The sequence below is a fragment of the Rudaea cellulosilytica DSM 22992 genome (genome assembly GCF_000378125.1).
Classification (GTDB): domain Bacteria; phylum Pseudomonadota; class Gammaproteobacteria; order Xanthomonadales; family Rhodanobacteraceae; genus Rudaea; species Rudaea cellulosilytica.
On record NZ_KB899245.1, the window covers coordinates 84,044 to 102,163 of the forward strand.

An 18,120-nucleotide genomic window follows, 5' to 3' on the forward strand; every position below is an offset into this window, starting at 1 on the left:
TTCAATGCAGGATCGTCTGGACGAAACTCACCGTGTTCTTCGGGCCGTCCACGCGCACCGTGAGGCGGAAGGCGGCGGTGACGCCGTGCAGCGCGAACGCGGTGTCGCTCATCTGGTTAGCGCTCGATCCGGCCGTAATCGACACGTCGGGCGCGATGCAGAGACTGGCGTCGGCCTTGCCCGCGGTGGGACAGAGCCGCTCGACGACATAGAAGACGTTGTTCGTGGCACCGACGACGCTGCCCACGCCCGTATACGGCGAGCCGGTGGCCAACTGGTGAGGGATGCCAGCGTGGCTGCTCGGGGTCTGAACCGAGGCGTAGTAGCCGGACTCCGGCTGGTCGCTTTCCCCGTCGCCGAGCGAGCCGAGCAGCGTCTTGGCCGCTTCATAGGCCTTCTCGGCCTCCTGCACGCCGCTCTGGCGGAACGTCATGCTGCCGGCGACTACGTTGGCCGTGTCGACCGAGCGCATCAGCGCGATCGCCGCGAGCAGCGTGGCGACCAGCACGATGACGGCGATGAGCATCGAGATCATGCCGCGCTGCTGGCGCGGACCACGACCGGATGGGGTTGTCCGGAATATTCTTCTTTGCACGGCGTGCCTCAGCTGAACTTCTGGATAAATGCGTTGCGCAACGGGATCACGGTGTCGTACACCTTGTACCGAAAGCGCGAATCAGTGGTGACGGTAACCTGCAGTGCATTGGCGAGATCGCCGAACAGCGTGAGGCTGGTCGCGCCGGTGTATCCCGCGGCGACGCCCGGCGCGTCCGCGCGTTCGGGCAGTTCGCTCTGCGCGACAATTGCGATACGGATCGCCTTGATCTGCGCCATCGCGTTCGACGCGGCCGTGCTGTTGGCAGTCAGCTTGTCGAGTGACCAAGAGCCGGTGGGCGCGACCCATTCGTCGATCTCGCCGTCGCCGGCCTTGCCGCCATTGGCGCCGTCGTCGACGCCGTACAGCGCCTTGATCGTGACGATGCCGTCGGCGAGCGGTACGGTCGCGCTTCCGCTTCGTTGCAGCAGGTCGTAGCTGACCAGTTCGTTCGTGCCGGTGTCGACGCCGAACAGCGTGAACGCCGGTGCAGGCCCGAGATCGAACAGGTAGCCTTGGCCGCTGAACGCGCCCTTGAATCCGGCGCTGGGGCTGTCATTCGCGCTGAGTGAAATGCGTTTCGCGGACGTTGGATCTGCGCTCGCGAGCGCGAGCGAGCAGTTGCCGCTCTTGTCGCTGCCGAGCAGATAGTCGTCCTTGTAGATGCCCATGGCGTTGTCGACATCGACGCTGTCGCTCGCGCTGCTCACGGTCACCGCGCTCTTGAACGTGCGCACCGCCGGATTGCCACCGATCATCGCGAGCTGGTCGCCTCCGCTGGAGGTGGCACCATTCGCGATCAGCACTGGGACTGCATACATCGTCCCCGTCCAAGCACCGAACGGCGCGGGTGCTTTCGCCGTACCCAATGGCAACCGCTGCGTGGCGTTCGAATAGGCCGTGATCGCGCAACCCCACAGCCCGTAGTTCTTGCCCTGCACGAGCCCGGAGCCCGCGGTGCGCAGCTGGCGTTCGAGTTCATACATCGAGTAGGCGCCGTTCTGCTGTGCGTCGTCGCCGCTGGTCGTCGTGCGCTTCTGCGCCTCGAACGCGGCGAAGGTCTTCATCATGGCCAGCGTGCCGATCAGGCTGATCAACATGCCGACCATCAGTTCGATCAGCGAGAAACCGGTGGCGCGCGTCCTCGTATGCATATTCGCTCCGTTGCCTCAGCGGGTGATCTGCGTGCGCGAAACGTATGTGTGGGTCGGCTGGTCCGCGGAATCCAGCGTCTGCCAGGTGACGGTCACGACGACGAAATTGCTCGCATCGACATCGATCGTGCCCTTGCCGTTCGGCAGCGCGGCGACCGCGCTGTTCCAGTCTTTATAGTTCTGCGGGCCGGCGCCGTTGGAACCCTTGAAGTTAGCCGCGAGCTGGGCCGGATTGCTGCCCCACATGCGCGCGATGATCTGGTCGGCGAGCAGCGCGGCGTCGGTGCGGTACTTCGCCTGGCCGGCCGCGGACACGGCCTGGCCCTGCAGCTTCACCATCCCGAGGATGCCGATCGAAAAGATCACGATCGCGATCAGCGCATCGAGCAGGATCGTTCCGGACTGGCGGTGAGTGTGGGGCTTCTGCATATGCCTGCCTCAGGTGCAGCCTTGCGGACTGGTATCTTTCTTGAGCACCGGATCGCACATGCGGATGCGGCCGCCGATCGCTATCGTCGTGACCAGGCGGCGCGTGCCCGACTGCGCCGAGGACGCATCGACGCGCACGAACGACGTCACGCTGTAGCCGACCGGCCGGCCGAGCGCGTTGAACGTGATTCCGCCGGCGCCGCTGGTCAGCGCGGTGTCGAACTTGTCGTTCGCATACTGGGTGTCGGTTTGCGTGCCGATCACGACGCCGCCGGCGCCGCCGGCAGCAGTGAACGATTGCAGTGGCGGCTGTGGGACTCCGGCATCGGCGCAGCTCGTCTTGCCCGAGGGCAGCAAGCAGACAGTCCAGTCGGCGCCGCTCGCGCCGAGCTCGAAGCGCACGTTCGTGTTGCGTTGCACCGCCTCGTTACGCGCGAACTGCAAGCCGTTATCGATCGATTCCGCGGCATTGCGGATGCGCGTATTGGTAAGCCACTGCGAATAGCTCGGCAGCGCCATGAGGATCAGCAGGACGACGATCGTGATCGTGATCATCAGCTCGATCAGCGAGAAACCGCGATTGCGCGTCATTGGCAGCCTCCACCCTTGCGGATGACCCAGCAAGGGATCGTCGGCGGCGCCGTGCCCCATTTGGCAGGCAGTGCGGTGGTCGTCGGCTGGTTTTTGTTGTCGATCTGGTAGGTGAATCCAGCGACCGGCGAGCCGGACTTGCCCGTCATCGTCGCGGTATAGTCCTGGAAAGGCGGTGTCGTGGTAGATGTCTTGGTACAGGAGAAATCGAAATACTTGAGCGCGCCGCTGAAGGAGGTCGTGTTGGCGCCGCAGTCGGCGCCTGTGCCATAGGCCCGATTGTCCTGGTAGTACTGTTCCTGCTTGACGCGGAAATCCGCCAAGCCGTTAGTCGCTTCGGTCAGCTTGCTGCGCGTGATGTAGTCGGAATAGGCTGGCAGCGCCAGGGCGGCGAGGATGGCGACGATAGCCACCGTGATCATGAGTTCGATCAGCGTGAAGCCGGCCGTTCGCGACTGCAGACTGCGCATGCCAAACACCCCTGTGGCTTGACCCGGCCGCTGCGGTTTCACCACCCTGCTTGGTTTGGCAGGACCGCGGCGCACGCGTCAGCGGAAAATGCTCACCGGCTTACCTGCGTTCAACACAGTTTCTGTTGTTTTTGCACGCGGATGGCCGACGAGCGGTTGTACTACACCGACTAATGGTAGCAAATTGTAAAAAAAATGTGTTGTGAAATACTCCGCGCTTTGCCGCGAGGCAGCTCGTGGCAAATCGGAACGGGTCGCCACATTGAGGATATTGACATGCTAGGCGGTCCGGCCGACCAGCGCCCGCTCGCGATTTTCCTGATGGGGCCGACTGCCTCGGGCAAGACCGCGCTGGCCCTGCACCTGGCCGATCGGTTTGCGCTCGATTTGATCAGCGTCGATTCGGCCCTGGTCTATCGCGGCATGGATGTCGGCACGGCCAAGCCGGACGCAGGCACGTTGCGACGCCATCCGCATCGATTGGTGAATATCCGCGATCCGCGGGACGCCTATTCGGCCGCCGAATTCCGCAGCGATGCCCTGCGCGAGATGGAGAAGATTTCGGCGGCCGGGAAAATCCCGTTGCTGGTCGGTGGCACCGGCCTGTATTTCCGTGCGCTGCAAAGCGGCCTTTCGGACCTGCCCGAGGCGGACCCCGGTTTACGCGAACGACTGGACAGCGAGGCGCGCGCGCTGGGCTGGCCGGCGCTGCATGCGCGCCTCGCTGCGCTGGATCCGGCGGCGGCGCGGCGCATCCGCCCCGGCGACGCACAACGCATCCAGCGCGCGCTCGAGGTTATCGAGCTGACCGGTCGACCCTTGTCGCAGTTGCAGGGCGGGGTACGCGAGCCCTTTGCCTACCGCGTGCTCAAGCTCGTGCTGATGCCGGAGGATCGTGCCGCCCTGCATGCGCGCATCGCCGAACGGCTCGATGCGATGTTCGCACAAGGGTTTGTCGACGAAGTGCGTGGGCTTCGCGCGCGAGCCGACCTGCATGCCGAACTCGCCTCGATGCGCGCGGTCGGCTATCGCCAGATCTGGGAGCATCTCGACGGCGAATTCGATATCACCGCGTGCCGCGAGCGCGCGATCCATGCGACACGCCAGCTGGCCAAGCGCCAGATCACGTGGTTCCGCGCCGATCGCGACGCGCTGGCGGTCGACCCGCTCGATTCCGGCCATATCGCCCGTGCCGAACAGGCGGTGGCGGATTTTCTCGCCCGCCCGGAGCACGGCTAGGCACGTTCATGCGGACGACGAATCATTGGAATCCGTCAGAAGTCCTAGCCCGGATTGTTAAAAAACGATACAATCCATTCATCTTGAACCGAGGCGCCGCGACCACCGTTTTCTTGGGTACGCCCCTTTTGTCGGTTCGCACAAGTTGGTAAGAAAGTCAGGAGAAGAAGAAATGTCCAAAGGTCAGTCGTTGCAGGATCCGTTCCTGAATGCCTTGCGCCGTGAGCGCGTTCCGGTTTCGATCTATCTGGTCAATGGCATCAAGCTGCAGGGGACGGTCGAGTCGTTCGACCAATTCGTCGTGCTTCTGCGCAATACCGTGAGCCAGATGGTCTACAAGCACGCCATCTCGACGATCGTACCGAGCCGCAATGTGCGCATCGGAACCGATCAACCGCATGCCGCGGCGGAAGCGGAAAGCGCGGAAGGATAAATCCTCCTGTTCGAACGTTCGCGCAAAGGTGAACGCGCGCTGCTGCTGCAGCCGCGCCGGGCGAGTGATTCCGCCGCTTCCCGCAATACCGAGGAAATCGACGAGTTCGCCGAGCTGGCGCGTTCGGCCGGTGCGACCGTGGTCGGTTCGCTCGGCGCGCGCATCGACAAGCCCAATCCGAAGTTCTTCGTCGGCAGCGGCAAGGCCGAGGAGCTGAAGGAGCAGCGCGCCGCGCTCGATGCCGACCTGATCCTGGTCAACCATGCGCTCTCGCCCGTGCAGGAGCGCAATCTGGAAAAGTATACCGAGTGCCGCGTCGTCGACCGCACCGGTCTCATCCTCGACATCTTCGCCCAGCGTGCGCGTTCGCACGAGGGCAAGCTGCAGGTCGAACTCGCCCAGCTCAAGCACATGTCGACGCGCCTCGTGCGCGGCTGGACTCACCTTGAGCGCCAGCGCGGCGGTGCGATCGGCCTGCGCGGCCCCGGCGAGACCCAGCTCGAACTCGACCGCCGCCTGCTCTCCGGGCGCGTGAAGCAGCTCGAGCAGCGTCTGGAAAAAGTCGAAACCCAGCGCAACACCGCCAAGCGTGCGCGCCAGCGCAACGCTGTGCCGACGGCGGCGCTGGTCGGTTACACCAACGCCGGCAAGTCCACGCTGTTCAACAAGATCACCGGCGCGGGTGTCTACGCGGCCGACCAATTGTTCGCCACGCTCGATCCGACCCTGCGCCGCATGGACGGTCTCGCCTGCGGGCCCGTGTTGCTCGCCGACACGGTCGGCTTCATCCGCGATCTGCCACATGATCTCGTCGCAGCGTTCAAATCGACGCTGGCGGAAACGCGCGAGGCGGACCTGTTGCTGCATGTCGTTGACGCCGCCGATCCCGAACACGACCGGCGCATCGAGGAAGTGCAGCGCGTGCTCGAGGAAATCGGCGCACAGGATGTCCCGCAGATCTTCGTCTATAACAAGATCGACAAGGTCGAAGGCGCTCGTCCGCGTTCGGAGAATATCGACGGCGGCCAGATCGCGCGCGTTTGGGTCTCCGCGGTCACCGGCGCCGGCATCGATCTGCTGCGCGATGCGCTGACGACAGCTTTGCAGCGCGATCGCGTGCACGCCTGGCTCGCCGTGCCCGATCACGCTGGACGCCTGCGCGCGCGCCTGATCGCGGCGGGTTTCGTTAGCGCCGAACGTCCGGCCGAACGCGGCTGGGAAATCCAGATCGACGCGCCGCGCGCGCTGATCGAACCGCTGTTCGGGCTGCCCGATGGGGAAGGCGAGTGGCTGCGCGAGCAGCTCTCCCGGCCTGGATTACTTGCCGCATCGGGGGCGGCTCCCTACAATTCCGCAGCAACCGCGCTTTGATTTTCGCCGATCCGGTTGCATATCGACGGAACGGACGCGGGCACGGCCTCGTCGTCCAGATCGGCACACTGGAGACCATGATGGCCTGGAACGAACCCGGCAACGGCAATCGCGACCCCTGGAAAGGCAAGAAGGATTCGCCTGATGTAGAGGCGTTCCTGCGCAAGCTGCGCGATAACCTCGGCGGCATTTTCGGCGGCGGCAAGGGCGGCGCCTCGGCCACCCCGCCGGTCGGCGGTATCCTCCTCGGAATCTTCGCGCTGGCGCTGGTCTGGGCCGTGTTCGACAGCTGGATCTCGATCGACGCTCAACGCGTCGGCGTCGTGCTGCGCTTCGGCAAGTTCGACCGCATCATGCAGAACGGCCTCAATCTCAAGTGGCCCGCGCCGATCGAACAGGTGGTCAAGGTCGAGACCACGAGCCGGCAAACCGCCGACGAAGTGCGCATGCTCACCCGCGACGAGAACATCGTCCAGATCAACTTCACTGTGCAATACCAGGTCGTAGACGCGCAGAAATACCTGTTCGCCGCGACCGCGGTCGACGACACGCTCAAGCAGGCCGCGGAAAGCGCGGTGCGCCAGGTGATCGGCTCGAGCGACATGGACCAGATCCTGTCGAGCCATGGTGCCGACATCGTCGGTGAGACGAAGAAGGTATTGCAGGGCACGCTCGACGCCTACGCAGTCGGCCTCAACGTCAACGAGATCAATTTTCAGAATTTCGCGCCGCCGCACGAGGTGAAGGAAGCGTTCGACGACGTCAACAACGCGAGCAACAACCAGAAGCAGGCGATCAACGACGCGCAGGCCTATGCGGCGAAGGTCGTGCCGCTTGCGCGCGGCGATGCGTCGGCGATTCTCGCCGAAGCCGAAGGCTACAAGGCCGCGCAGATCGCGAAGGCCACCGGCGACGCGCAGCGCTTCAGCCTGATCGAATCGCAGTACCGCACGGCACCCGAAGTGACGCGCAAGCGCCTGTACCTGGACACGATGCAGCAGGTGCTCGGCCACAGCCAGAAGGTGGTCGATTCCGGTAATGGTAAAAATATACTTTATCTGCCGCTCGACAAGATGAAGGCCGACGCCGCTGCAGCTGCTGCGGCCACCACGGGAGCTGCGCAATGAAACTGATCACGCCGATCTTTGCGCTGCTCCTTGTCGTGCTCGCAGTCAACTCCGCCTTCATCGTCAAGGAAGGCGAGAGCGCGCTCGTCACCCAATTCGGCCGCATCCAGGGCGACGGTGGCAAAGTCAGCCCGGACTATGCGCCTGGCCTGCATTTCAAGATTCCGCTGATCCAGACCGTGGTCCGCTTCGACCGGCGCATGCTCAACCTCGAAGCCAAGCCCGAGCGCTACTTCGATTCGGGCAAGAATCCGGTCAATGTCGATTTCTACGTGAAGTGGCAGATCGAGAATCCTGTACTGTACTACCGCTCGTTCGGCCCGGATGCATTCCAGAGTCAGGCGAACAGCCGGCTTACCCCGATCATCAAGGATCCGTTGCGTTTCGAGTTCAACTCGCACACCTTGTCTGACCTGATCGCGAGCGCACGCTCGGATATCACCGAGCGCGTGCGCGACCAGGCGAACAAGGCTGCGGCGGGTCTCGGCATCCACGTCGTCGACGTGCGCATCAAGCGCATTGAGTTTCCCGACGAAGTGCTGCTATCGGTGTACAAGCGCATGGGTTCGGAGCGCACGCGCCTGGCCAACGACCTGCGCTCGACCGGCGCCGAGCAGGCGGCGAAGATCACCGCGGACGCCAACCGCCAGGTGCAGGTCATCAAGGCCGAGGCCGAACGCGACGCGCAGACCAAGCGCGGCGAAGGCGATGCCAAGGCGACCGAGATCTATGCGGGCGCTTATGGCAAGAACCCCGATTTCTACGCGCTGTACCGTTCGCTCGATGCGTATCGCAGTGCGTTCGGTTCAGGCGACGTGATCGTGCTCGATCCGAAGTCGGAGTTCATGAAGTACTTCGGCGAGGCCAAGGGCGAGAGCAAATAAGCTGCACGCGGCGGGACCTTGATGCGTACGACACGTACATCGCTGGCAGCGATTCTTGCGATGGCCTGCCTGGGCAACAGCGCCGTACTGGCCGCTGCTGCCGCCCCGTACGCCGCACCGGGTCCGCTACGCGAGCCGACGATCTTCGCCCCGGGCGTGATTTCGACCGGCGATCATGAGTCCCATATCGCGTTCACGCCGGACGGCAAGGAAGCGTACTTCCTCAAGAACGCACCGGGCTTCGATTTCTGGACGATCTTCGCGTCCACTTGGCACGACGGCCGCTGGAGCGAACCCAAGCTCGCGCCGTTCGCTTCCGGCCGCTACAAGGATGCCGATCCTTTCATCACTGCCGACGGCAAGCACCTGTTCTTTATTTCCGACCGACCGGTGCCGGGCAAAGCGCATCGCGATCTCGACATCTGGACCGCCGATCGCGTCGGCGCTCACTGGAGCGAACCGCGCAACCTCGGCAGCCCGGTGAACAGCGAAGGGCAGGAGTGGTATCCCACCGTCGCCGCCGACGGCACGCTGTACTTCGGCTCGGACCGCCCCGGCGGCAAGGGCAAGACCGATATTTATCGCGCACGCTTCGTCGACGGCAAGTACGCCGCGCCGGAGAACCTCGGCGACACCATCAATACGGCCGGCGACGAATACGAGCCGTTTCTCGCGCCGGACGGACGCACGCTATTCTTCATGGCAGACAACCGCGAAGGCCGCGGCGATTCGGACATCTTTGTCAGCTGGTTGTGCGACGGCGTCTGGACCAAATCGGAACCGCTTGGCGGCGGCGTCAATTCGACCGGCAACGAGTACGCACCGAAGATTTCGCCGGACGGCAAATCTTTCTTCTGGAGCTCGACGCGCAGCACGATGCGCCGGCTCGCCGACAAAACCTTCGATACACAGGCCTACCTTGCTGCGATCCGCGGACCGGGCAACGGCCTCGGCGACATCTACCAGATCGATCTCGACGCGCTGAATCTGCAATCGAAATGCGGTAAAACCGAAAAGAATTGACTCGGCTGTTGCGGCACGCAGCGAGAAATCATGCTTTTGTATACTTTTGGAACTCTAAAATGGGCAAGTCAGTCGTAATTCTCGGCGCGCAGTGGGGCGACGAAGGCAAAGGCAAGATCGTCGATCTGCTGACCGAGCGCGTCAGCGCGGTTGCGCGCTTCCAGGGCGGCCACAACGCCGGCCACACGCTCGTGATCAAGGGCAAGAAGACGGTGCTGCACCTGATCCCGTCGGGCATCCTGCGCGAAGGTACGCTGTGCCTGATCGGCAACGGCGTCGTGCTCTCGCCTGCGGCGTTGAAGACCGAGATCGACGAGCTCGAGGCGAACGGCGTCGAAGTGCGCTCGCGCCTGAAAATCAGCCCAGCGACGCCGCTGATCATGCCGTACCACATCGCCGTCGACCAGGCGCGCGAGAAGGCTGCGGGCAAGTCGGCGATCGGCACGACCGGGCGCGGCATCGGTCCGGCCTACGAGGACAAGGTCGCGCGCCGCAGCGTGCGCGTCGCCGACCTGATGTATCCGTCGGAGTTGCCGGAAAAGCTGCGCGCCGCGGTCGACTATCACAATTTCATCCTGACCCAGTGGCTCAAGGCCGACGCGGTCGACTATCAGAAGGTGCTCGACGACGCGCTTGCGTTCAGCGAGTACCTGAGGCCGATGATCGACGACGTCGCCACGTTGCTTTACGACGCGCGCCGTCGCGGCGAGCACATCATGTACGAAGGCGCGCAGGGTGCGCTGCTCGATATCGACCACGGAACCTATCCCTACGTCACCTCGTCGAACACCACGATCGGCGGCGCGCTCGCCGGCACCGGCGTCGGCGCCTGCGACATCGACTACGTGCTCGGCATCTGTAAGGCGTACGCGACGCGCGTCGGCGGCGGCCCGTTCCCGACCGAACTCAACGACGAGATGGGCGAGCGCCTGCGCAAGGTCGGCAATGAATTCGGCGCGAGCACCGGGCGGCCGCGCCGCTGTGGTTGGATCGACCTCGTCGCACTCAAGCGCGCGACGCAGATCAATGCGATCAACGGTCTCGCGATCACCAAGCTCGACGTGCTCGACGGCCTGCCGAGTGTGAAGGTCTGCATCGCCTACGAATATCGCGGCAAGCGCCGCGAACTCGCACCGCTCGACGCGGACGGCTGGGACGAGTGCAAACCGGTCTATCTCGAATTCCCAGGTTGGGACGAGCCGACTAGCGGCGTGCGCGACTGGAACAAGCTGCCGGCCGCGGCGCGTGCGTATCTGCGCGCGGTCGAGGAACTGTCGGGTTGCCACCTCGCCCTGGTCGCGACGGGCGCCGACCGCGAAGACACGATCGTGCTGCGCGATCCGTTCGCCTGAGATTCGCGCAGCCATCCGATCGGCGATGGTTCTACTCTGCACCTGACTGAGTCATGCCGCGAGCCGACTTGATAATCGTGGGTGCGGGTGCAGCCGGCCTTTCCGCAGCGGGTGCGCTGAAGCAGCGTGGCATCGACGCCGTGATTCTTGAGCAGGAGAGCCAGCTTGGCTGCAGCTGGCAGCGGCGCTACGACCGGCTGCATTTGCACACCGTGCGTGCGCACTCCGGCCTTGCCCACTATCCCATGCCGCGCAGTTCCCTGCGCTATCCGTCGCGCGATGAATACGCGGCTTATCTCAACGACTACGCGCGCCATTTCGGCTTGAACGTCGTCACCGATTTCCGGGTGCGCAACGTTCGCATGGCGTCGATCGCGCCGGTCACATGGGAGATCGTCGGTGCGTGCGATTCTTGGCAGTCGCGCGTGGTCGTGCTGGCCACGGGGCAATACGGCGTTCCGCGCATGCCGGCGCTGCCGGGTCAGGAATGCTACGACGGCGAATTCACGCACTCCGTCAACTATCGCAACGCCGCACCCTATGCGGGCAAGCGCGTGCTTGTCGTGGGAGCGGGCAACAGCGGCGCCGAGATCGCCACCGATCTCGCCGAACACGGCGCGGCGTTCGTAGCGATCAGCATCCGCACTGCGCCACCGATCGTGCCGCGCGACCCATTCGGAAGTCCGGTGCAGCGCACCAGCTTCCTCTTGAGCCTCCTGCCGCCGCGCCTGGCCGACCGCATCGCCCGGCTCACCGCGCGGCTGACGCTAGGCGATCTCTCGCGCTACGGCATGCCGGCTGCGGATTGGCGACCGTATTCGAGCCGGCGTGTGCCCGTCATCGACGTCGGCTTCGTCGATGCACTGAAACGCGGCCGCGTGCGGATTCGCCCGGCGCTGGCGCGGCTGACCGCGACCGGCGCCGTCTATGCCGACGGGCATTCCGAACCGTTCGACGCAATCATTGCGGCAACCGGTTTTTCGAGCGGTCTCGATGCGCTGCTTGAAGACGCCGCTGTGCTCGACGAAGCGGCCGAGCCGATCGCGCCCTCAGGCGAACCGACGACGAGCCCGGGAATGTTCTTTGTCGGTTACACGCACAGCCTGCGCGGGCATTTGTTCGAAGCGAACCGCGCTTCGCGCCGGCTTGCGGCGAATGTCGCGAGCTATCTCGAACGGGCGGGAGGAAAAATTTCCTGACACCGCAGCTGTCGGTCAGGCCGGCGCCGAATGCGGGTTGCGCCATGATGTCTCCGTGCGAAAGAAAATCGACGCGCGGACCCTGGCCCTGTTGCATCGTGAACTTGCGCTGGAACAATTAACGTCCGCGGCGGATCGCGCGTGCCGGATCGCGCGCAATCAGATACAGCGAACTGCCCGGCGTGAATTCGTCGCCGCGGCCTGCGCCGATCTGCTGCTGCAATGATTTGCCGATCGTGCCGCCGGGGACGTTCGGCTCGGTCTGGGTCACGTCGACGAGCTGTGCGTGCACGGTTGCGGCGGCGGCGAAAATCAGCGTCGCCGCAAGCAGCCCACGCATTGCGCAGTGCTTCGAACGCAAAGCGCAAGCATTCGCTCGCATCCGATGGAAGGGTTCTTGCCAAGTTTGCATGATCATCCCCGAAACCAAGAGCCGACATGACCGACGGCAACGACTGTTGAAGCAATTTGGATCCCCCGTGTCGACGCGGTCGCTCGCTTCAGCGCTGCGGGTAGGCCAAACTGCCGGACGGCGGCGGTTTGATGTGTCTGACCAGCTTGGGCGGCGCTGCCTGCGGGTGCGGCATTCGTGCCGTGGTCGCGTGTGCGGCCGGTGCGGTTGCATGCCGCTGCTGCTTTTGCATCTGCGACCGCGAGGCAGGCACGGAGGCGGCAACAGGCTCGCATTCGTCATATCTCAAGACCGTGCCGGGCGCGCAGTTGTATTGCTGGCCTTCCTGCGCAAACGCCGTGCCGTCGATGCAAGCGACGGATGCGAGAGCGAGCGCCGCGGATGTGCGGATGAGGTAGAACGTGATGTTCATGGCTGTTGCCCTCGTCGATGTGGAAAATCGTTTGCGCATTTCCATCTACGCAAATGGGAGGCCGCATCCATCACGCCTGCGGTGCTGCGACTGCGTCGCCTCGCTCACACCCCGCAGCAACCCGTCTCCATGCACAAGGCCAGCGCCTCCACTGCGGAAACGGAGACGGGTGTGCGCGGCACGTCTTCGGAATGCGCGTCGCGTTGCGCTGGCGCAAACTGCCTTTCGTCGCGCCGACGAAGAACGGACGTTGTCGGCGATGCGGTTGTGTTGTCGGGCGTCGATCGGATATCCATCGTGTAACTCCTCATGGTTCGGTTGCAGGCGGGAACGTTGCGCTCCAGTACACGCGCTGACGTCGAAGTCGTCAGCGCCGTGATATCGGCCCGGCACGCTTGCGTCCTGACACGCTCGCGAGGCCGATCATGCAAAGCAGTCCAGCGAGCACGCCGAGCATCCAGTTCGACGCCGTCGGTGCGGCCTGAACACTACTTGGTGTGGTCGCGGCGGCGACTGCAGAGACGACAAAGGTGTAGGTCGGCGTGTGCGCGTCGTTGCTCGCAATCGTGATCGTCGCGGTTTGCGTGCCGGTGGCGCCCGCGTTGAAGCGCACGTTGAACATCGCGCTGGCGTTCACTGCGATCGTGCCCAAGCCGCCGCTGACCGTGAATGCGGGATCGCTGCTTGCGATCGAGCTGACGACCAGATCGCCGTCTGCCCCTGGCATGGCTTGACCGTTTGCCGACCGTTGCGCGCCAGGCGGTACGCTTGCCTCGCGCGCACCGAGGTTGTCGATGGTGAAGGCGTGCGTGACCGGCGTGCCGACCGGTGTCGAACCGAAGTCGGTGCCGTCGACGGTGCTCGGCGTGGTGTCGCCGTTGGCGATGCCGCGCACGCTGATCGTTCCGGGCCGTTGCGCAGTGGTGAAATTAGCGACAATGGATTTGTCTGCAGTGACATTGGTCAGCGCGCAGGCTGCACCGCTGCAATCGCCAGTGAATGCATCGAACGCATAGCCGGAGTTGGCCGTTGCAATGCACGTGCTGTTACCGCCCGATGCGACCGGATTGGGTGTGCAGGTCACCGTGCCGGCGCCGACCGGGTTGACTGCCGTGGTGATCGTATAGCTCGCCGGTGCGACGACGGTGAGGTCGGCGGTTGCCGTACTGCCGGCGGCGTCGGAATAGCCGCTATAGGTCGCGGTCAGATGGCGCACGCCGGCGCTGACGGGCGTGAGGGTGCAGGCTTCGCTGCTGCCGGGACTAGCCAGGTGGACGTGACAGTTGACTTCACCATCGCTGAGGACGATATCGCCCAGGAATGTTGCCGCAGGGTCGACAATGGACGCGATATTCATCCCGATGAAAACACTGTCGCCCAGGGCGATCGGATTGGGCGGAATGATCGTCAGCGTCGTCGGCGCCGGCAGTATCGTTATCTGGCCGACTGGGGCAGATGCAACGACACCGTGATTGGCATCGCCGTCGAAGCCGGCGTCGACCTCGAACGTTCCGGCGAACCGCGTCTTGCCGCGGAGCAAATGGCCCCAGGGACGGTGATGTTGCAGGTGCCGTTATCGCCGCCGATGCTCGCACCGAAATGGCCTTGCGTCTGCGTGGCGTTGCCGATGACCAGATACAGGGCAGCGTACTGACCGACATAGACCGGTGCGGGCGGATCGAGCGCAATCGTCGGCGTCTGGTAAGTGACGACGTAGTCCTCCTGCGCCAGCGCGCCAGTCGCATCGCCGTCGTAGTTGGCGTCGCCCGAATAGATGAGAATGATGCGGTCGGCTCCGGCCGGCGGATAGGCACCGATCTGGGCCTGACAGGACTGCACCGTGTAATTGGTGTCGATCGTCAGAGGGCTACACAGATCGTAGTTGGTGTTCGACGCATCGCGATAAGCGAAGTTGATTGTGCCGGTGGGTACCGGTCCGCCTTGCGTCGGCGAGGATAGGATGGCGTAGAAGGTCAGTCGGGTGCCGAAAGCGCTTGGCGCGGCCGGCGCAATCTGCATGACCGCATTCGGCGTGGTCTTGGCAAACGCCGATGTGGGCAGGCAGCAAAGCCACGGAGTCAGCGCCAACATCACGGCGCGCGCGTATTTCGCGATGTGCCCTCGTTGCCGCCTTGGCGACGCGCCCGGGCAATGCTGATGGTTCGCACGAGCCGGCATCGCCTGGCACGTTTCGGTTGCAGTGCTGCCTTCCATATCCCGTCCTCGTCGGTGAGTAGCCGCCTGCATGCACTCGTGTAAACTCACGGCGGACAGGGGCAGGCTGGCGTCGCGCATCGCGTAAAACGAAGCGAAATGCCGTCTTTGGGATGAACTACGCAAATGCATGCCCCGAGCCATCACCCCGCGCCGCTCGACAGCGTGACCGACCTCCTCGCCGCTTGGCGCGCCGGAGACGAAGCGGCGCCGCGCGCACTCGCCGATCTCGTTTATGCCGATCTGCGCGCGATGGCATCGCGCCGGCTAGCCGGCGGAGGCGCAGCGCTGCAGACCACCGAACTCGCCCACGAAGCCTTTCTGCGCCTGTTGCAGAAGCCGCTCGATGCGGTCGATCGCGTGCATTTTTTCCGCACGGTCGCTCTGGCCTTGCGCCAGGCGTTGATCGACGCGCTACGCCGCGATCATGCCGAGAAGCGCGGCAGCGGCCTCGCCAAGATCAGCCTCGGCGCTGCCGCCGGCATCGCCGTGGCCGGGCCGGAAGCTTGGTTCGGCGTCGAACAGGCGCTCGGCGAACTCGAGGCGCTCGACGCGCGCAAATGCCGCGTCGTCGAGATGTCGCTGCTGCTCGGCCTGCCGCAGGAAGAGATCGCGCAGACGCTCGGCATTTCGCTGCCCACGGTGGAACGCGATCTGCGTTTCGCGCGCGCATGGCTGCGCGAACGTCTGGCCACGTGATTGCGGCGGGATTGGGATGATGAGGGGCTCAATCTCGATTTTGCGTTATTGATGGCGGAGGCTGCATGCCTCGGGAACCGGTGAATATCAGCAAGGTGCGCCATGGACAGTCCGCGGTTTGCCCAGATCGAATCCCTGTTCCACGCCGTGCTCGGATATCCGCCGGAGCAATGGCACGATGAGTTGACTTCACGCGAAAGCGACACGCAGATCATCGCCGAGGTCGAGCGCTTGCTCGCGCGCCACACGCAGGGCGAAAGCTTTCTCAAGGAAGCGTTGGACGCTGTGACGGGTTTGGCTCGGCCGATGCAGGGCCAGATCGGTGCCTATCGCATTCTCGGCGAACTCGGTGCGGGCGGCATGGGCACCGTGCTGCTCGCCGAACGCCTGCTCGGCGATACGCCGCAGAAGGTGGCGCTCAAGCTGATCCGCGGCATTCCGACCACGGGGGCGCGTGAACGCCTCGCGCGCGAGCGCGCACTGCTCGCCGAGTTGAACCATCCGAACATCGCGCGCCTGCTGGATGCGGGCGAGACACCCGATCGCGTGCCGTACCTGGCGATGGAATACGTCGCCGGCGCACCGCTGCTGGCGTACTGCGATAAGCACACGCTCGACCTGCCTGCGCGCCTGCGCCTGTTCGTGCAACTCTGCCGCGCGGTGCAGCATGCGCATCAGCACCTGATCGTACATCGCGACATCAAGCCCGCGAACATCCTTGTGCGCGAAGACGGCACGCCGGTGCTGCTTGACTTTGGCATCGGCAAACTCCTCGATCCCGGCGCCGACGAACATACCGCAACGCAGGCGTTCACACCGGCCTACGCTGCGCCCGAGCAGTACGCAGGCAAGAGCGTTACCACCGCAACGGACATCTGGAGCCTGGGTTGCGTGCTGCATGAACTCGTCAGCGCCCGCGCGTTGCGCGAGACGCGTGTCGGCGATCGCGTGGCGCGCCCGAGTGTGGCTGCGAAGGATCCCGCGCTGGCACGCGCGCTGCGCGGCGATCTGGACACTATCGTGGCGACCGCGTTGCAGGCTGAGCCGGTACAGCGTTACGTTTCCGCGCAGGCGCTTGCGGATGACATCGAAAACCATCTGCATGGCAAACCGCTCAACGCGGCGCCGGACCGTGCGCTTTATCGTGCGCGTAAATTCGTCGCCCGTCACCGTTATGCCGTCGCTGCCGCAGCGCTCGCGTTCGTCGTGATCTGCGGATTGATCTGGCGCCTCGCGATCGAGCGCAACGACGCACTCAGGCAGGCGCAACGCGCGCAGGTGACGCGCGATTTTCTCGTATCGCTGTTTCGCTTCGCCGACCCGAGCGTGCATCACGGCGCGCCGGTGACATTGCACGACATGCTCGCGCAAGGCAGCGCGCAGTTGGACACCGAACTGGCTGCGCAGCGCGAGTTGCATGCAGATCTGAGCGAGGCGCTCGGCGAAATCTATCGGCATGTCGGAGATGACCGCGCGGCGCTGGCCCGGTTTCGCAGCGCAGTGCAGCTTTCGGACGAGACTACGGATACGTTGGCGCGAACGCGCCGCATTGCCGCCGCGGCACGTCTCGCGCTGAAGAAAGGGGATCCAGAACAGGCGGCGCAGACGCTGCCCGAAATCGACTCGGCGCTGGCGCTGGTCGAACCGCGCAGCGAGGAGGCTGCGCGCGAACTCGTGATCGCGCTCCTCGCCTCGCGCGCATTGGCATTGGCGACGATCGATCGTGCGGAGGAAGCGGCGGCGGCATTGCATCGCGCGCTCGAACTTGTGCCGGCGCTGGCCAACGGGCAGGACGCGCAGCGCGCGAATCTTTACTACGATTTGACCAAGCTCGACATGATGCGTCGGGACAATCCGTCGGCGCTGGCGGATGCGACCGCCGCGCTTGCCGGATTCACCCGCGCCTACGGAGTGCCGCATGTGGAAACGGTCAAAGCGATGGAGATGCGCGAGGCCGTGCTTTTGAATGCGGGCGACTACGCAGGTGCGGAAACGCAGCAACGCGAGGTCCTCGCCGTGCAGAGCAAGCTCTATCCTGCCGACAGCCCCAGGCTTACCCGCACCGAAATGGCTTTGGCGGAACTGCTGCTGGTGCGAAACCGACCGGATGAAGCGATCGCGCTCTTCGATGAGGCGCTGGCGCATTGCCTGACCGGCACGGAGAGCTATCTGGCTTCCTGCCTGCGCATTCGCCGCGGTTTGGGGGAAGCACAGGTTGTTCTGGGCAGGCCCGGCGGCGTGGACATGGTGCAAAAGGCGGCTACCGACTGCGCTCCGACGACTTCCCATTTTTGCCTGATCGCGCGCGCGGCGCTTGCGCGGGCAAATTGTCTGACCGGCGATCGGGCCGCTGGCAAGGTCTTGCTCGCGGAAGTGGATCGGCTTTGGCCTGCGGCCGAGGATGCCATCGGCGCTCTCGACGCCCCGCATCTGGCCCGTATCCACGAGGATTGCGCGCGCTGACCCGCGTGCGGAGTGGTCGGCGATGCGCGTTATGTTGTTGCCTCGGCCGGCCT

19 protein-coding genes are annotated in these 18,120 nt (G+C 64.5%); 10 read left to right on the plus strand and 9 right to left on the minus strand.

Annotated elements, in window-relative coordinates; translation table 11 throughout:
• Position 1: 1 nt before the first annotated feature.
• From F455_RS0118510 to F455_RS0118530, 5 genes are all read right to left on the minus strand, one after another.
• Positions 2 to 535, minus strand: coding sequence for a pilus assembly PilX family protein (locus F455_RS0118510; protein ID WP_018974812.1), 534 nt, complete (start codon positions 533 to 535; stop codon positions 2 to 4).
• Positions 536 to 603: 68 nt separating this feature from the next.
• Complete coding sequence (locus F455_RS0118515; RefSeq protein WP_018974813.1) at positions 604 to 1,749, minus strand: PilW family protein; 1,146 nt, start codon at positions 1,747 to 1,749, stop codon at positions 604 to 606.
• 15 nt (positions 1,750 to 1,764) lie between these two features.
• The gene (locus F455_RS0118520; RefSeq protein ID WP_018974814.1) at positions 1,765 to 2,178 is read right to left on the minus strand and encodes a type IV pilus modification PilV family protein; all 414 of its coding nucleotides are present in this window, start codon (positions 2,176 to 2,178) and stop codon (positions 1,765 to 1,767) included.
• 9 nt (positions 2,179 to 2,187) lie between these two features.
• Positions 2,188 to 2,769, minus strand: coding sequence for a GspH/FimT family pseudopilin (locus F455_RS22280; RefSeq protein ID WP_018974815.1), 582 nt, complete (start codon positions 2,767 to 2,769; stop codon positions 2,188 to 2,190).
• Positions 2,766 to 3,239, minus strand: coding sequence for a type IV pilin protein (locus tag F455_RS0118530; protein WP_018974816.1), 474 nt, complete (start codon positions 3,237 to 3,239; stop codon positions 2,766 to 2,768). The genes F455_RS22280 and F455_RS0118530 overlap by 4 nt, the downstream gene beginning before the upstream one ends.
• A 276-nt stretch (positions 3,240 to 3,515) precedes the next feature.
• Between F455_RS0118530 and miaA the strand changes: the two genes are divergently transcribed.
• The 8 genes from miaA (at position 3,516) to F455_RS21445 (ending at position 11,867) form a co-directional block, all read left to right on the plus strand.
• Entirely contained in the window at positions 3,516 to 4,478 is a 963-nt protein-coding gene (gene miaA / locus F455_RS0118535) for a tRNA (adenosine(37)-N6)-dimethylallyltransferase MiaA (RefSeq protein ID WP_018974817.1), read from the plus strand.
• Between the two features lie 172 nt (positions 4,479 to 4,650).
• Complete coding sequence (gene hfq / locus F455_RS0118540; RefSeq protein ID WP_018974818.1) at positions 4,651 to 4,911, plus strand: RNA chaperone Hfq; 261 nt, start codon at positions 4,651 to 4,653, stop codon at positions 4,909 to 4,911.
• 6 nt (positions 4,912 to 4,917) lie between these two features.
• Positions 4,918 to 6,282 carry a ribosome rescue GTPase HflX gene (gene hflX / locus F455_RS21430; protein ID WP_083919030.1) on the plus strand — a complete coding sequence of 455 codons (1,365 nt, stop codon included), beginning with the start codon at positions 4,918 to 4,920 and terminating at the stop codon, positions 6,280 to 6,282.
• Positions 6,283 to 6,362: 80 nt separating this feature from the next.
• Positions 6,363 to 7,409 carry an FtsH protease activity modulator HflK gene (hflK, locus tag F455_RS21435; RefSeq protein WP_169337375.1) on the plus strand — a complete coding sequence of 349 codons (1,047 nt, stop codon included), beginning with the start codon at positions 6,363 to 6,365 and terminating at the stop codon, positions 7,407 to 7,409.
• Positions 7,406 to 8,293 (plus strand): protease modulator HflC, encoded by an 888-nt coding sequence (gene hflC / locus F455_RS0118555; protein ID WP_018974821.1) that lies wholly within the window; start codon positions 7,406 to 7,408, stop codon positions 8,291 to 8,293. Before hflK ends, hflC begins: the two co-directional genes overlap by 4 nt.
• Before the next feature lie 21 nt (positions 8,294 to 8,314).
• Positions 8,315 to 9,316, plus strand: a complete 1,002-nt coding sequence (locus F455_RS21440; RefSeq protein ID WP_083919031.1) for a TolB family protein — start codon at positions 8,315 to 8,317, stop codon at positions 9,314 to 9,316.
• A gap of 59 nt (positions 9,317 to 9,375) precedes the next feature.
• A complete protein-coding gene (locus tag F455_RS0118565; protein ID WP_018974823.1) occupies positions 9,376 to 10,668 on the plus strand; it encodes an adenylosuccinate synthase in 1,293 nt (430 codons plus the stop codon).
• 53 nt (positions 10,669 to 10,721) lie between these two features.
• A complete protein-coding gene (locus tag F455_RS21445; protein WP_018974824.1) occupies positions 10,722 to 11,867 on the plus strand; it encodes a flavin-containing monooxygenase in 1,146 nt (381 codons plus the stop codon).
• A gap of 118 nt (positions 11,868 to 11,985) precedes the next feature.
• Here F455_RS21445 and F455_RS0118575 read toward each other — a convergent pair whose 3' ends face one another.
• The 4 genes from F455_RS0118575 to F455_RS0118590 all read right to left on the minus strand — a co-directional run bounded on the left by F455_RS0118575 (position 11,986) and on the right by F455_RS0118590 (position 14,782).
• Positions 11,986 to 12,207: a hypothetical protein gene (locus F455_RS0118575; RefSeq protein ID WP_018974825.1), complete on the minus strand. Its 222-nt coding sequence runs from the start codon at positions 12,205 to 12,207 to the stop codon at positions 11,986 to 11,988.
• A 160-nt stretch (positions 12,208 to 12,367) separates the two neighbouring features.
• Positions 12,368 to 12,691, minus strand: coding sequence for a hypothetical protein (locus tag F455_RS0118580; RefSeq protein ID WP_018974826.1), 324 nt, complete (start codon positions 12,689 to 12,691; stop codon positions 12,368 to 12,370).
• Between the two features lie 367 nt (positions 12,692 to 13,058).
• Positions 13,059 to 14,231, minus strand: a complete 1,173-nt coding sequence (locus tag F455_RS0118585) for an InlB B-repeat-containing protein (protein ID WP_018974827.1) — start codon at positions 14,229 to 14,231, stop codon at positions 13,059 to 13,061.
• Positions 14,126 to 14,782, minus strand: coding sequence for a hypothetical protein (locus F455_RS0118590; protein WP_157579088.1), 657 nt, complete (start codon positions 14,780 to 14,782; stop codon positions 14,126 to 14,128). Before F455_RS0118590 ends, F455_RS0118585 begins: the two co-directional genes overlap by 106 nt.
• Positions 14,783 to 15,031: 249 nt before the next feature.
• On the opposite strand from F455_RS0118590, the gene F455_RS0118595 reads away from it, so the two are divergent.
• Both F455_RS0118595 and F455_RS0118600 read left to right on the plus strand, forming a co-directional pair.
• Positions 15,032 to 15,604: an ECF-type sigma factor gene (locus F455_RS0118595; protein WP_018974829.1), complete on the plus strand. Its 573-nt coding sequence runs from the start codon at positions 15,032 to 15,034 to the stop codon at positions 15,602 to 15,604.
• A gap of 102 nt (positions 15,605 to 15,706) precedes the next feature.
• On the plus strand, positions 15,707 to 18,067 hold the full coding sequence (locus tag F455_RS0118600) for a serine/threonine-protein kinase (protein WP_018974830.1): 2,361 nt from the start codon (positions 15,707 to 15,709) through the stop codon (positions 18,065 to 18,067).
• Positions 18,068 to 18,120: the final 53 nt, after the last annotated feature.

Excerpts from the sequence above, each read along its gene's own strand:
- F455_RS0118590 (WP_157579088.1), bottom strand. The coding sequence starts at position 14,782 with ATGTTGGCGCTGACTCCGTGGCTTTGCTGCCTGCCCACATCGGCGTTT.
- F455_RS0118565 (WP_018974823.1), top strand. The coding sequence starts at position 9,376 with ATGGGCAAGTCAGTCGTAATTCTCGGCGCGCAGTGGGGCGACGAAGGC.
- F455_RS21445 (WP_018974824.1), top strand. The coding sequence starts at position 10,722 with ATGCCGCGAGCCGACTTGATAATCGTGGGTGCGGGTGCAGCCGGCCTT.
- F455_RS0118595 (WP_018974829.1), top strand. The coding sequence starts at position 15,032 with ATGCATGCCCCGAGCCATCACCCCGCGCCGCTCGACAGCGTGACCGAC.
- hflC (WP_018974821.1), top strand. The coding sequence starts at position 7,406 with ATGAAACTGATCACGCCGATCTTTGCGCTGCTCCTTGTCGTGCTCGCA.
- hflK (WP_169337375.1), top strand. The coding sequence starts at position 6,363 with ATGGCCTGGAACGAACCCGGCAACGGCAATCGCGACCCCTGGAAAGGC.
- F455_RS0118515 (WP_018974813.1), bottom strand. The coding sequence starts at position 1,749 with ATGCATACGAGGACGCGCGCCACCGGTTTCTCGCTGATCGAACTGATG.
- hfq (WP_018974818.1), top strand. The coding sequence starts at position 4,651 with ATGTCCAAAGGTCAGTCGTTGCAGGATCCGTTCCTGAATGCCTTGCGC.
- F455_RS0118530 (WP_018974816.1), bottom strand. The coding sequence starts at position 3,239 with ATGCGCAGTCTGCAGTCGCGAACGGCCGGCTTCACGCTGATCGAACTC.
- F455_RS21440 (WP_083919031.1), top strand. The coding sequence starts at position 8,315 with ATGCGTACGACACGTACATCGCTGGCAGCGATTCTTGCGATGGCCTGC.
- F455_RS0118510 (WP_018974812.1), bottom strand. The coding sequence starts at position 535 with ATGATCTCGATGCTCATCGCCGTCATCGTGCTGGTCGCCACGCTGCTC.
- miaA (WP_018974817.1), top strand. The coding sequence starts at position 3,516 with ATGCTAGGCGGTCCGGCCGACCAGCGCCCGCTCGCGATTTTCCTGATG.
- F455_RS0118580 (WP_018974826.1), bottom strand. The coding sequence starts at position 12,691 with ATGAACATCACGTTCTACCTCATCCGCACATCCGCGGCGCTCGCTCTC.
- F455_RS0118520 (WP_018974814.1), bottom strand. The coding sequence starts at position 2,178 with ATGCAGAAGCCCCACACTCACCGCCAGTCCGGAACGATCCTGCTCGAT.
- F455_RS0118575 (WP_018974825.1), bottom strand. The coding sequence starts at position 12,207 with ATGCGTGGGCTGCTTGCGGCGACGCTGATTTTCGCCGCCGCCGCAACC.
- F455_RS0118600 (WP_018974830.1), top strand. The coding sequence starts at position 15,707 with ATGGACAGTCCGCGGTTTGCCCAGATCGAATCCCTGTTCCACGCCGTG.
- F455_RS22280 (WP_018974815.1), bottom strand. The coding sequence starts at position 2,769 with ATGACGCGCAATCGCGGTTTCTCGCTGATCGAGCTGATGATCACGATC.